At 71.3% G+C, this 13574-nt stretch carries 11 protein-coding genes and 1 other RNA gene; 8 read left to right on the top strand and 4 right to left on the bottom strand.

The window, feature by feature from the left end:
• Positions 1–34 precede the first annotated feature (34 nt).
• A complete protein-coding gene (locus L2K70_RS16355) occupies positions 35–664 on the top strand; it encodes a histone H1-like repetitive region-containing protein (protein WP_236403620.1) in 630 nt (209 codons plus the stop codon).
• Here the strand turns inward: L2K70_RS16355 and L2K70_RS16350 are convergent.
• Positions 661–885 (bottom strand): hypothetical protein, encoded by a 225-nt coding sequence (locus L2K70_RS16350; RefSeq protein WP_236403619.1) that lies wholly within the window; start codon positions 883–885, stop codon positions 661–663. The two genes, L2K70_RS16355 and L2K70_RS16350, sit on opposite strands and share 4 nt — an antisense overlap.
• Here L2K70_RS16350 and map point away from each other — a divergent pair.
• The 5 genes from map to rnpB all read left to right on the top strand — a co-directional run bounded on the left by map (position 884) and on the right by rnpB (position 5611).
• Complete coding sequence (gene map / locus L2K70_RS16345; RefSeq protein ID WP_236403616.1) at positions 884–1756, top strand: type I methionyl aminopeptidase; 873 nt, start codon at positions 884–886, stop codon at positions 1754–1756. The two genes, L2K70_RS16350 and map, sit on opposite strands and share 2 nt — an antisense overlap.
• Before the next feature lie 84 nt (positions 1757–1840).
• A complete protein-coding gene (locus L2K70_RS16340; RefSeq protein WP_236403612.1) occupies positions 1841–3439 on the top strand; it encodes a circularly permuted type 2 ATP-grasp protein in 1599 nt (532 codons plus the stop codon).
• Complete coding sequence (locus L2K70_RS16335; RefSeq protein WP_236403608.1) at positions 3433–4362, top strand: alpha-E domain-containing protein; 930 nt, start codon at positions 3433–3435, stop codon at positions 4360–4362. The genes L2K70_RS16340 and L2K70_RS16335 overlap by 7 nt, the downstream gene beginning before the upstream one ends.
• On the top strand, positions 4362–5201 hold the full coding sequence (locus L2K70_RS16330; RefSeq protein WP_236403605.1) for a transglutaminase family protein: 840 nt from the start codon (positions 4362–4364) through the stop codon (positions 5199–5201). The genes L2K70_RS16335 and L2K70_RS16330 overlap by 1 nt, the downstream gene beginning before the upstream one ends.
• 32 nt (positions 5202–5233) lie before the next feature.
• An RNA gene (gene rnpB, locus L2K70_RS16325) (RNase P RNA component class A) lies at positions 5234–5611 on the top strand.
• 245 nt (positions 5612–5856) lie between these two features.
• Here the strand turns inward: rnpB and L2K70_RS21750 are convergent.
• Positions 5857–6366 carry an ANTAR domain-containing protein gene (locus tag L2K70_RS21750; protein WP_236403600.1) on the bottom strand — a complete coding sequence of 170 codons (510 nt, stop codon included), beginning with the start codon at positions 6364–6366 and terminating at the stop codon, positions 5857–5859.
• 496 nt (positions 6367–6862) lie between these two features.
• Between L2K70_RS21750 and L2K70_RS16315 the strand changes: the two genes are divergently transcribed.
• Positions 6863–7273: a hypothetical protein gene (locus L2K70_RS16315; protein WP_236403598.1), complete on the top strand. Its 411-nt coding sequence runs from the start codon at positions 6863–6865 to the stop codon at positions 7271–7273.
• Between the two features lie 9 nt (positions 7274–7282).
• On the opposite strand, the gene L2K70_RS16310 is transcribed toward L2K70_RS16315, so the two are convergent.
• Both L2K70_RS16310 and L2K70_RS16305 read right to left on the bottom strand, forming a co-directional pair.
• Positions 7283–9775, bottom strand: coding sequence for a hypothetical protein (locus L2K70_RS16310; RefSeq protein WP_236403596.1), 2493 nt, complete (start codon positions 9773–9775; stop codon positions 7283–7285).
• A complete protein-coding gene (locus tag L2K70_RS16305) occupies positions 9772–10680 on the bottom strand; it encodes a hypothetical protein (RefSeq protein WP_236403594.1) in 909 nt (302 codons plus the stop codon). The genes L2K70_RS16310 and L2K70_RS16305 overlap by 4 nt, the downstream gene beginning before the upstream one ends.
• Before the next feature lie 135 nt (positions 10681–10815).
• Between L2K70_RS16305 and L2K70_RS16300 the strand changes: the two genes are divergently transcribed.
• Entirely contained in the window at positions 10816–13569 is a 2754-nt protein-coding gene (locus tag L2K70_RS16300; protein ID WP_236403591.1) for a hypothetical protein, read from the top strand.
• The last annotated feature ends 5 nt before the right edge of the window (positions 13570–13574 follow it).

Here is a 13574-nt window from a genome sequence, read left to right as displayed (position 1 = left end):
CACGATCGGGGTCCGACGACGCGAGGAGCCACCCATGAGCGAGACCCCGACGACCGCTGCGAAGAAGTCCACCGCTAAGAAGACGACCGCCAAGAAGACGACGGCGAAGAAGTCCGCGCCAGCGAAGAAGACAGCCGCGAAGAAGACCACCGCGACGTCGACCAGCACGACCGCAGCGAAGAAGTCCACCGCCAAGAAGACCACCGCCACCTCGACGCCTGCGAAGAAGTCGGCTGCGAAGAAGTCGGCTGCGAAGAAGTCGGCTGCGAAGAAGTCGGCTGCCAGGAAGACGACGACCAAGAAGTCGCCGGCGAAGAAGGCCCCTGCCACGAAGACGGCAGCGAAGAAGACCACGACCTCCACGCCGTCCACGCCCAGGCCCGTGACCCCGACTGCACGCCGTACGGTCGCCGGCCGCGCGCTCGACGCCGGCGCTCAGGCCGCCAGCACCGCACTTCTCGTCCAGCGCGTCGCGCAGGAGACGGCCGAGCGGGTCGCGGCCGAGACGGCGGCGCGGGTGAGCCAGCAGTACGAGACGGCGATCGCCGAGCTGACGAAGACGCTCGACAAGAACACCAAGCGCGCGCTCAAGAGCGTGCGAGCGGCCGCCGACCTGGCTCAGTCGGCCACGGGCAAGGGCAAGAAGAAGGGCAAGAAGGACTAGTTGTCGGGCGTGCCGTCGCTGAGGCCGTTGCCGGAGCCCGGGCCGTTGTCGTTCCAGTCCGGGTCGTTGTCCCACTCCTCGTTGCGCTCCTGCACCTTCTCGAGCGCGTGGGAGGCCTCCTCGGCCGTGGCGTAGGGCCCGAGCCGGTCGGCGTTCTTGCAGCCGTCGCGACCCTCGACCGCGTGGTGCTTCAGGCAGAACCAGTATTCGTTCTCGCTCATGCGCCGAAACTACACTCGGCGAGTGACAGTCGTATCCCCCGCAGAGGTGTCGGCGCGCCGCAGCGTGCCCGCCCACATCGCCCGTCCCGAGTACGTCGACCGCCCCGCGCCGCAGCGCTTCACCGGCGACGAGGTGAAGGACGCCGAGACGATCGAGCGGATGCGGATCGCCGGCCGGCTGGCCGCCCAGGCCCGCGAGCTGGTCGGCTCGCACGTCGTGCCCGGCGTGACCACCGACGAGCTCGACCGGATCGGCCACGAGTTCCTCTGCGACCACGGCGCCTACCCCTCGACGCTCGGCTACCGCGGCTTCCCCAAGTCGCTGTGCTCGAGCGTCAACGAGGTGATCTGCCACGGCATCCCCGACTCCCGCGTGGTCGAGGACGGCGACATCGTCAACATCGACATCACCGCCTTCATCGGCGGCGTGCACGGCGACACCAACGCCACCTTCCTCGCCGGTGACGTCGACGAGGAGTCACGCCTGCTCGTCGAGCGGACCAAGGAGTCGCTCGACCGCGCGATCAAGGCCGTGAAGCCCGGTCGCCGGGTCAACATCATCGGCCGCGTGATCGAGGCCTACGCCAAGCGCTTCGGCTACGGCGTCGTCCGCGACTTCACCGGCCACGGCATCGGCACCGCGTTCCACTCCGGCCTGATCATCCCCCACTACGACGACCCGCGGTTCGACGACGAGATCCGCGTCGGGATGACGTTCACGATCGAGCCGATGCTCAACCTCGGCACCCCCGACTACGACATGTGGGACGACGGCTGGACCGTCGTGACCAAGGACCGCCGCCGGTCCGCGCAGTTCGAGCACACCCTCCTCGTCACCGAGGACGGCGCCGAGGTGCTCACGAACCCCTGAGGTCCCAGCGGGTCGAAACACCGACGCAACATCCGAGTCGTCACTGCAACACGCACGACACGGATCCGGTCTAGGGTCCGACCCATGTCCCGCCTGTTCGACGACTACGCCACCGGCGAGGCCTATGACGAGATGTACGACGCCGACTCGGCGCGCGAGCCCTACGCCACGCTGAGCCGGTCGGTCGGTGACCTCGACCGCGACGACGTGGCGGCGCGCGTCGAGGCGCTGCGGACGGCCTACCTCGACCAGGGCGTCACCTTCGACATCGGCGGCGAGGAGCGCGCCTTCCCGCTTGACATCGTGCCGCGCGTGATCGAGATGGAGACGTGGCAGGAGGTCGACGCTGGCGTCCAGCAGCGGGTGCGCGCGCTCGAGGCGTTCCTCGCCGACGTGTACGACGCCGGGCAGGTGTTCCAGGACGGCGTGATCCCGCGCCGGGTCGTGGCGACGTCGTCGCACTTCCACCGCGAGGCCGCGGGCGTGCGCCCGCCCAACGGCGTACGCGTGCACGTCTCCGGCATCGACCTGATCCGCGACGACGAGGGCAGGTTCCGGGTGCTCGAGGACAACGTCCGGGTGCCGTCCGGGGTGTCCTACGTGATGACCAACCGGCGCGCGATCGCCGCCGCGCTGCCCGAGGCGTTCGCCCACCACCGGATCCGCCCGGTCGCCGGCTACCCCCAGCGCCTGCTCGCCGCCCTCCGCGCGGCAGCGCCCGCCGGCGTCACCGACCCGACCGTCGTGGTGCTGACCCCCGGCGTCTACAACGGCGCCTACTTCGAGCACGCGCTGCTCGCGCGCACCATGGGCGTCGAGCTCGTCGAGGGTCGCGACCTGCAGTGCCGCCGCGGCCGGGTGATGATGCGCACCACGCACGGCCTCGAGCCGGTGCACGTGATCTACCGCCGCGTCGACGACGAGTTCCTCGACCCGGTGCACTTCCGCGGCGACTCGCTGCTCGGCTGCCCCGGCCTCATCGACGCCGCCCGCAACGGCCAGGTCACCCTCGCCAACGCCGTCGGCAACGGCGTTGCCGACGACAAGCTCGTCTACACGTACGTGCCGGACCTGATCCGCTACTACCTCAGCGAGGAGCCGATCCTCCGCAACGTCGACACGTGGCGCCTCGGCGACGCCGATGCGCGCGAGGAGGTCATGGACCGCCTCGACGAGCTCGTGGTCAAGCCGGTCGACGGCTCCGGCGGCAAGGGCATCGTCATCGGCCCCCGCGCCGACAGGGCCGAGCTCGACGAGCTGCGCCGCCGCGTCCTGGAGGACCCGCGCTCGTGGATCGCCCAGCCGGTCGTCCAGCTCTCGACGGTGCCGACGTACGTCGACGGGCGGATGGCCGCTCGTCACGTGGACCTGCGCCCGTTCGCGGTCAACGACGGCCAGCGGGTGTGGGTGCTGCCCGGCGGCCTGACCCGGGTCGCGCTCGAGGAGGGCGAGCTGATCGTGAACTCCTCGCGCGGCGGCGGGTCCAAGGACACGTGGGTGCTGGCCGGCAGCAACGCGGTCATCACACCGCGCGAGGAGCCGGCGCCGCTCGTCCCCCTCGGGCGACCGCCCAGCCTCGGCCCGGCGATGGACGAGGTCGCCGCGCTGGTCGAGGACCAGCAACAGCAGCAGCAACAACAGCAGCACCAAGGACCTGGTGAGCCGGGCGGTGCCCCGTGCTGAGCCGGATCGCCGAGTCGATGTTCTGGATCGGGCGGTACGTCGAGCGCGCGGAGGACACCGCCCGCATCCTCGACGTGCAGACCCAGCACCTGCTGGAGGACTCGACCGGCGATGAGCAGACGACATGTCGCAACCTGCTGTCGGTGATGGGCGTCGACCCACCCGACGACCGCGAGGTCGACCTCGGCCTCGTGCTGTCCCTCCTGGCCTACGACACCGACGCACCGGCCTCGATCGCCACCGTGCTGGCCGCCGCGCGCGAGAGCGCCCGCCGCGCCCGCGAGACGCTGTCGGTGACGATGTGGGAGGCGCTCAACACGACGCACCGGGCGGTGACGACCGGGCAGTTCCAGCGGATGCAGCAGGGCAACGGCTTCCGCTGGGTGCGCGACCGCGCCGCGCTGATCAACGGTGCCGCGGACGCCTCGATGACCCGCGACGAGGGCTGGCAGTTCCTCGTCCTCGGCCGGATGATCGAGCGCGCCGACATGACCTCGCGGCTCGTCGCGACGGCCGCGCTCGCCGGAGGCGTCGGCTCGCCGTGGTCCAACACCTTGCGCGCGTGCGGCGGCCACGAGGCCTTCCTGCGCACCTACAAGGGGCTGGAGACCGAGCGCGGCGCGGCGGAGTTCCTGCTGCTCGACCGGCTCTTCCCCCGCTCCGTCGTCTTCGCGCTCTCGCGCGCCGAGCAGTGCCTCGACAACCTCGAGTCCGGGCAACGCGCCGGCTTCCAGAACGACGCCCACCGGCTCGTCGGCCGCACCCGCGCCGAGCTGGAGTACCGACCGCTCGCCGACGTGATCGCCGACCTGCCGGCGGAGATGGAGCGACTCCAGCTCACCTGCGCCCGCGCGACCGAGGCGATCAGCCACCGCTACTTCGCGGGCTCCGAGGGCACGCACTGGATGGGAGGGCGGACCTGATGGAGCTGCGCATCGTCCACACGACCGGTTTCGAGTACGACGGCCTCGCGCTGGCGTCGTACAACCAGGCGCGGATGACGCCGCAGACCGGGCCGGGCCAGATCGTGGTCCACACCCGGCTCGGGGTCTCGCCGACGCCGTGGACCTACGACTACAAGGACTACTTCGGCAACGACGTGACGTCGTTCGAGGTGCTCGACCCGCACGAGTCGATGACCGTCACCGCGGTCTCGACGGTGCACACCGACCGCGCGCCGGCGACGCTGCCGTCGCTGAGCTGGGAGGACCTGAAGGCGCCGGAGGTCACCGACCGGTTCACCGAGTACCTCGCCCTCCCCCAGCTCGTCGCTCCCCCGACGGACCTCGCCGAACGCGTCCGCGACATCGCGGCCAGCACGTCCTCGCCGGGCGAGGCGGCGCGTGAGGTGTGCTCGCTGGTGCACGCCGAGGTGGAGTACAACCCCGGCACGACCGATGTCGCGACCCCGGCCGTCGAGGCATGGGCCCAGCGCGGCGGGGTCTGCCAGGACATTGCCCACCTCGTGCTCGGCGGCCTGCGCTCGGTCGGCATCCCGGCGCGCTACGTCTCCGGCTACCTCCACCCCCTGGCCGAGGCGCGGGTCGGCGAGACCGTGCAGGGCGAGTCGCACGCGTGGGTCGAGTGGTGGGACGACGGCTGGCACGGCTTCGACCCGACCAACGACCTCGAGCCCGGGGACCGCTGGGTCGTCGTGGCCACCGGCCGCGACTACCTCGACGTCCGACCGCTCCACGGGATCTACTCCGGAGCGCAGACCTCGTCGATGTTCGTGAAGGTCGAGGTCACGCGGATCGCCTGATCCGCGCCCGGACCCCTAGAGTTCTCCCCGAGTGGGTCGGCCGGGCGGCCGCGGCTCCGCACCTCGGCTCGTCCGGGGTCGGCGTCGAGGAAGGTCCGGGCTCCACAGGGCAGGGTGGTGGCCAACAGCCACCCGGGGCAACCCGCGGGATCAGTGCCACAGAGAACAGACCGCCTCCCTCCTCGGAGGGCGGTAAGGGTGAAACGGTGGTGCAAGAGACCACCAGTGCGCCGGGCGACCGGCGCAGCTAGGCAAACCCCACCCGGAGCAAGATCAGACAGGATGCGTCCGAGGGCGGCCCGCCCGAGCATCCGGGTAGATCGCACCAGGCGGCCGGCAACGGTCGTCGCAGATGGATGGTCGCCCCTGCTTCGGCAGGACAGAACCCGGCCTACAGGCCGACCCACTCCCCCAGGTCACACGTGGGTGACGACGTCCCACGTACGGGTGTTGGCGTTCCAGCGTTCGACCACCCAGGGGCAGTTCTCCCGTTCGGAGGCCGTTCGCTTCGCGTTGTGTGTCTCCGCCCAGCGGCGGGCGTTGCTCTCAGCCATTGCTGGTGTCGCTGCGGGGAAGTCCCGCAGCCGTCGGTCGCGGGTGGTCGGGTCGCCGACCGTAGCGCGGTAGGCCACCCGGCACAGGACATAGCTCAGGGTCACGGTCCGAACCGCCCGCTCTCGGTGGGTGGCGGATCGACACCGGCGAAGATTCCGCTGGCAGCGACGATCTCCGCGGCGACCGCCTCGACGGACCGCCCGCTCGTACGAGCCATGACGTCGAGCAACCTCTCTGCCTGCTCGGCGCTGAGGCCGTCCATGCCCATGAGGAGACCGACGGCCGTGTCGACGTCCCTCTGCGCTCGCAGCTGCATGGGGGCGAGGAGGGCTCGCCTCCGCATGTCACCGTCCAGGTCGGCGTCGAGCGCGGATCGTCCCCGGACCGCGCCGAGCCGGTGCTCGAGTTCTCGTACGTCACCGACGAAGGCGTCGGTCACGTCCGAGTACAAGGTGACCGACGCGACGACGTGCGTCGTCGACCCGAAGGACAGCGCCAGGCTGGACCGCACCGTCTCGAGTGAGGACGACTGCTCCCCCGACGTCCACGCGAACAGCAGCGTGAGGTTCTCATCGATGAAGCAGACGGCGACCGCATGAACGTGAGGCACTGCCTCCGCGGTGGTCTCGCAGATCCACGCAACACGCCTGCGCACGTCGACGTCTCCGGCCTCAGCAAGCCAGTCGAGGACCTCAGCCGTCGCTGGAACGGGCTCCATGCCTGCCGCCCGCCTGGTGTCGCTATCCGGCGGTCGGTCGACCTCCGGGACTGACGCCTCGCGCCAACCCTAGCGCCTTGCGCTCAATCCGATGGGTGGATGCCACCGCCGAGTCTCCCCCGATGCCACATGGAGCGGCCCTGCCGAGCATCAGGCTCGGCAGGGCCTCGACCACGCATGTTTTGCCCCCATGACGTGGTCGTGCCCTGTAGGAGCCGCGTGACAGCGCCTTGATACACGCGTCTCACCCCTGGGGCGGGACTGCGTCAGGGTGGTCCAGACGCTTGCAGGTCTTTTGCTGGATCGCGCCCGGCTACAGGCGTCCTTCCCTAGGGTCGGGGCACGCGAGGTGACCGGGGGGTTCCCGCGACGGATCCGGGGGGATCAGATGAACGTCCAGTCATGCCCGTGGCCAGCCGCCGTAGCGCTGGCCCTGGCGGTCACGTTGTCCGGCTGCACGATCGGCGAGCCGGCGTCCGGCGACACGCCGTCGAAGGCGGAGCGCAAGAAGGACCGCAAGAAGAAGGCGGTCGCCAAGAGGCAGAAGGCGCCGGCGAAGGCCACGAAGAAGGCACCGGCACCCAAGCCGAAGCCCGCACAGAAGCCGAAGCCGGCTCCAAGGCAGGTCTGGGTCTGCTCGTGGTCCCCCACGTTCGACGACGACTGGCACAACGACGTCCTCTGCGAGAACGGCATCGCCAGCGAGCGGCCGCGGCTGCGCGAGTGGGACGACTTCGTCGAGCGCTGGGAGATCATGGAGTCGGCCCAGGAGTACGCCCGCCAGCGCAACGCTGGCTGAACACCACCGTCAGCCCGGGCTCGCGGCCTCGCTGGGTGAGGCGCTCGACGACGGACTCGGCGACGGGCTGGGCGTCTCGGACGTCGTGGGTGTCGACGACGGCGACTCCGTGGGCGAGAGCGTTTCGGACGGGGTCGGGGTCGGGGACGTGGTGGTCGTGGTCGGCGACTCTGTGGGCGACTCTGTCGGCGCCTCGGTCGTCGTCTCGGACGGGGTCGGGCTCGAGGTGTCGCTCGGCGACTCGCTGTCCGTGGAGGTCGGCGACTCGGTCGGGCTCGGTGTCTCGGTCCCGGTCAGCGGGCCGACGTCGGCCTCGATGATGTCGAGCACCTGCTGCTCGTAGGCCGAGAGCTGGTCCTGGATCTCGTCGAGCGGCACCGTCGCGATGTCCGCGCCGTAGGCGGCGATCTGCTGCCACAGCTCGTTGATCGAGGTGATCGCCTCCTCGCTCAGCGTGGCAGGGACGGTGAGGAACAGCTGGACGGCGAGGGCGTAGGTCAGGCAGCTCGTGCACTCGTAGTTGGCCGCGACCGCGAGGTTCTGCGGCACCGCGACGTCCACGTCACCCACCACCAGCACGATCTGGAAGGCGACGGCGACGGCCGCGCAGTTGGTGCAGCTCGCCGCCGCGAAGGCCTCGTTGGTGTTCTCCGCCGGCTCGGAGCCGTCGGCCCACACGAGGGCGAAGGCGACCGAGTACGACGCCGTGTTGTCGGTCGTGTTGGCCGCGACCGCCTGGTTGTCGCCCTCCCCCGGCGCCAGTGGCTCGTCGAACGGGAAGATCCAGGTGTCGTCGGTGCCCGACCCCGGGTCGGGGGTCGTGCCCTGCGTCGGGGTCTCCGTCGGCGTCGGGCTGGACGACCCCGTCGGCTCAGCCTGGGTCGGGGTCGACGACGGAGTCGGGCTCGCGCTGCTCGTCGTGGTCGGGTCGGTGACGGTAGACCCGTCGTCCGGCACCAGGACGGTGGCGAGCTGGGGGTTGGCTCGCGTCGGCAGCGCGACGTCGTTCGGCCACATCACCGAGCCGGCGCCCTGGTCGCCGACGCCCAGTGACGTCCGCGCCGAGGCGGGCAGCACGCTGCCCAGCGTCCCGCGCTCGTAGGCCTGGATCGGGCGGTAGCGCTCCTCCGACGGCCACCACGCGACGACCAGAGCGGCGACGATCGCGAGCGTCGTCAGACCGGCGAGGGCACGCTGCAGCGGCTTGCCCGCCGTACGACGCAGCACGGCGCCGCCGACCTGCCGCACCAGCCGGAAGAGGACGTAGGCGAACGCGGCGATCGGCAGCACGACGACCACCATGGCGAGCGCCCGGGCGGCGACAGTGATGAAGTCGCCGTCGCCCCAGGCAGCAGCCATCCGGTCCTGCTGCGCGCCGGCGGCCGCCCAGGCCGTACCGATCACGCGCGGCAGGGTGAGGACCATCAGCACGGTCGTCCCGATCAGCACCGGCACGACGATGAGCACCCACGTCGTGACCACCCCGCGCGCCCACGGCTTCAGCGCCTTGGCCTCCGGGTGTGCCGCGCGCCCCGGCACCAGGCTGCGCAGGATCGGCCCGATGCGCGAGAACAGGTCGGGGACGCCGGTGAGGTCCGCCAGCACGTGGTAGCCGTCGAACCGGACGAACGGCAGCAGCTGGCGCAGCATCTGCAGGATCTGCGTGGCGACGAGCAGCAGGATCGCGTCGTACCGCGTCAGCCACCAGGCTCCGGCGGTGAGCACGGCGACGATGGCGTTGAAGTAGAGGCCGCCGAGGTCGGTGCGCAGCCGCCCGGCCCGACCGAGGCGGTAGGAGTCGGTGACGTCGGTGTAGAAGGCGGGCCAGACGAGGTAGAGCCCGGCTCCCATCACCCCCGGCGTCGCTCCCCCGCGCCGCGCCGCGGCGGCGTGGCCGAACTCGTGGAAGCCCGCGGACAGCACGGTGATGGCGAGGACCGCCAGCAGCAGTCCCGGTCGGGCGAAGGCCTCGTGCGTGGCCGAGGCCAGCCCCTTGTCGAACAGCACCCACCACGTGATCCACGCGAAGGCGGCGAGCAGCGGGACGAACACGACCGGGTGGAACAGCGCCGTGAACGGCTCGGTCAGTCGCCGGGTCTTCTCCTCGTCGGTCACCGCCACCTTGAGGCGCAGCGCGAGCAACGGGTTGCTCCGCTTCAGCGGAGGTGACGTGCCGTCGCTGCTGGCGACGAGACCGGTCGGGTGGAGCTTCTCGACGAGCTCGCGGACGTTGGCCTCCGACACCGGCTTGCCCGTCGCCGCGGCCACGGCCTCGGCCACGTCGCCGTACGACCGCTGCCCGTCGAGCGCGGACAGCGTGGCGTAGAGCAGTGGTGTCAGCTGGACGGTCTGCCCGTCGGCGCGGCGCGCGAGGGCGGGCGGCGTGCGGTAGCCCGAGCCCTGCATCTCGCCCACCAGTACGACGCCGTCGGCGCGCGCGGGCGCGGCGGAGCCCCCGGCCCCGGCAGCACCGGTGATCGGGGGCGAGACCGCGTCGGTCACGGCTGCGGCTGGTCGGGCTGTGAGATCTCCGAGGCCTGGTCGGCGGTCGCCGAGGCGTCGCCGGTGATGTTCTGGTTGATGATCGCGTCCTGCTGCGCGACCGCGACGGCGTCGCTGTCGATGGACCCGATGTTGGCCGAGACCGCCGCGTCGATCGGCGCGGCCACGTTGGCGTTGGCCGCCACGGCACCGTTGATGGGGGCGGCGATGTCGGCGTCGGCAGCGAGGTCGACGTTGACGTTGAGCAGGTTGCCGTCGAGCATCCCGCTCACGTCGTCGGTCACGCCGCCCACACCGTCGGTGACCCCGCCGACGCCGTCCGTCACGCCACCGACGCCGTCGGTCGCCCCGTCCGTGACACCTCCGACGGTGTCGGTCACCTCGCCGGTCGTACCGTCCGTGACACCGTCGACGGTGTCGGTGACGCCGTCGGTCACACCACCCACGGTGTCGGTCGCTCCGTCGGTCCCTCCGTCGGTCACGCCACCCACGGTGTCGCCGACGGTCCCGGCGTCGAGGATCGCGGCGGTCGGCTCCGTGCCGCCCGCGGCCACGTCGGTCGAGGCAGCCGCGTCCGTGGCCGATGCGGCGTCGCCCTGCTCGATCGCGCTGTCCTGCAGGGACTCGGCGGTCGCGTCACCGGTGACGTCCTGGTTGATCATCACGCCCTGGTCGGCGAGCGCCTGGGCGCTCGAGCCCTCGGACAGGACGTTTGCGCCGACGGCGGCATCGATCGGGGCCGCGACGTTGGCGTTGGCGCCGACGGCGAGGTCGATCGGCGCGGCCGCGTCGATGGCGAGGTCCAGGTCGGCGTTGAGGTCGAGGATCGAGACGACCTCCTTGTCCGGGAGCGCGGTGGCGCTCTCGGCGGCCATCTCGTCGGCTGACAGACCTTCGTCGTTCATGGTGCGACCCCCACGTGTCGGGTGTGAACAGGACAGGTGTTCACCCAACGCGAAGGACGCCGGGGTGCTCAACACCCCTAGGGACTGGAACCGCGTACGACGGCAGGCGAGCTCGGACCACACCTACGTTCCCGGGTGGTCATCGAGGACGCCGACCACGTGTGGTCGTCCGACTCGCCGGGACCGACGCGAGCGGCGAGGGTCGGCCCGCAGGCCACCGCGCTCCTCAGGACCCGCGTGCCGATGCCGATCGGACGGGACATGAGCAACGGCCGCCGCACCGTCCCCGCAGTGCTCGGTGCGCTCGGCATCGGCGTCGCATCCGTGGTCGCGGTGACCGTCGCACTGCCCCGGCTCGACCTCGCCCCTGCCTGCGGGCCGCACGCTGAGCTGGTCGTGATCGACGGTGTCACGGCGTGCACCCACCTCGACATCGCGCCGCCCGGGGTCGACATCGACGAGCCGGCCTCGACCGCCGAGCTCCACGGCCGTGACGGCGTCGGAGCCAACGCCGTGGCAGCCGCCGAGGACCTGGGCGTGCCGGCGCCCGAGACCACCGCGGCCACGACCCCGGACGTCGTGTGCGACGGAGACGGCGTGTCCGGGTACCGCACCCAGGCCATGTACGTCGTCGAAGCCGGAGCCACCAACCGCTACGAGCAGGTCAAGGGCGACATCCAGAGGTGGGCGGCCGGCGTCGACGACGTGTTCAACCGCTCGGCAGCCCTGACTGGCGGCGTGCGTCACGTCCGCTACGTGACCGAGCCCGGGGGTGGCGGCTGCGTCGTCCAGCTGCTCAACGTGACCGTCCCGACCGGCTCGATGACGAGCTTCAACGCCACGATGGACGCCGTGCGCGCTCTCGGGTACGACCGGCCTGAGCGGAAGTACCTCATGTGGACCGACACGTCCGGGAAGGGCATCTGCGGCATCGCGTTGCGCTACACCTCGGACGCCGACGGGCAGGGGAACCCGAACAACGGCCTCTACCCGCAGTACTCCCGCATCGACAACCCCTGCTGGGGGTTCGGCGACGGTGCGTCACAGCACTCGGTAGAGGCCCACGAGCTGCTCCACACCATGGGCGGCGTCTCCCCGGCGGCGCCGCACGGGACCTCGATGAGCCACTGCTTCGACGAGTCCGACACCATGTGCTACGCCGATGGCAGCGGCAGGGCCATGCAGCAGGTCTGCGACCCCTCGCGCGAGTACCTCCTCGACTGCAACTTCGACGACTACTACTCCACCTACCCGGACCCCGGTTCGTGGCTCGACACCCACTGGAACTCCGCCGACTCCCGCTTCCTCATCGGCGGCGGCGCCAACGGCCAGCCGGGCACGCCGACGGTCCTGGGCGCCGCTCTCGGCGTGAACAACCCCGCCGTCCCCGGCCTGGCCACGCAGGCGAGCGTCGCCCCCGCGGTGCCGGAGGGGCGCACGCTGACCTCCGTGTCCTGGAGGGCCGGCAAGGCGGACTGCACGTTCAGCGACCCGACCAGCATCCAGACCGACGTGACCTGCTCGGCCGCGAGCTCGACCGCCACGACGGTGACGGCCACCCTCGTCGACAGCTCGGGAGCCCAGAAGGTCGTCTCGAGCCCGCTGACGTTCTCCACGGCTCCCCGTACGGTCGGGGTGCGATCGATGATCGCCGGCCAGCCGGCCACGACCAGCCCGACGGCGACGGCCTGCACCTCCGCCCCGACGCCGGTGCAGGCCTACTTCTACGACACGGCGACCAGCCTGCCCGTCAAGGGCCTCGCCGCAGCCATCACGAAGACCGTCGGGACGACGAGCACGGCACTGACCGCGACGAGCGACGCCTCGGGCAACGCCACCGCGACGGTCACGATGCCCGTGGCGACAGCGTTCTCGATGACCAACAAGGCGCTGCCGGTGTGGCCGGTCACCGCCCCGGTGGCACAGAACGCCACCGTGGCCACGTGCACGGTGGCCCTCCAGGCCGCCGTGGACGTCACGTCCCCGTGGTACGGCGACCCGGTGACCGTCACCGGGAGGGCGACCCGACAGGTCGGGGGCCTCGTCATCGGCGTCGCCGGCCTGTCCGTGCCGGTCTCGGTCGTCAGCACGTCGGTGGTGAACGGGAGCACCGTCACCAAGGTCACCTCCCTGGGGACCGCCAGGACCAATGCGGACGGGACGTTCACGTTCGTCGCGAAGCCGACGGTCTCCGGCGTCGTGAGGCTGGAGGTCACGGCCAGCACGTCGTACGACCGGACGAGACTCGACGTCGGCACCGTCACCGTACGCATCCCGGCGTCCTCCATGACGGCCTCGGTCGACCAGACCGCGCTGGCCTACGGCCAGACGGCCGCGGTCACTGGTCAGCTGCTCAAGGACACCGGATCGCCGACGCCGGTCCCCGGTGCCACCATCTCGGTGAAGGTGACCGCACCCGGCAAGGCGCCGGTGCAGGTCGCCAGCGGGCGGACCGGCACGGATGGCCGCTTCACCGTCCCAGCGGTGCTGACCACCTCCGGCGAGCTCACGGTGTCCTACGCCGGGACCGCCGGGGTCCCCGCTGCGTCGCGCTCCCTCGGCACGGTCGCTGTCGGGACCTGGACGACCGCGCTGTCTGCTCCTGTGGCGACCCCGGGGGTCGGCGCGGCGGGCACGGCCCGCACCATCACCGGGACCGTGACGCGCTCCTATGCGGACGTGACCGAGCCGGCGAGGTCGATCAGGCTCTCGGTGCTGGTGCAGCCCGTCGGTGGCACCATGACGTCCATCTCGACCACCACCACCAGCACCGGCACGTACTCGCTGAAGGTGTACCCCCAGGTCACCACGACCTACACGGTCCGCGTGCTCCGGGTGGCAGGACACAGTGACGCCACCGCGGCCCCGGTGACGTTGACCGTGGGCTGACCGCG

This window comes from Nocardioides potassii (genome assembly GCF_021648885.1).
In the GTDB taxonomy this organism is placed as follows: domain Bacteria; phylum Actinomycetota; class Actinomycetes; order Propionibacteriales; family Nocardioidaceae; genus Nocardioides; species Nocardioides potassii.
Note: the sequence above shows the minus strand (reverse complement) of the source record. Positions and strands in the feature narration are given on the sequence as shown.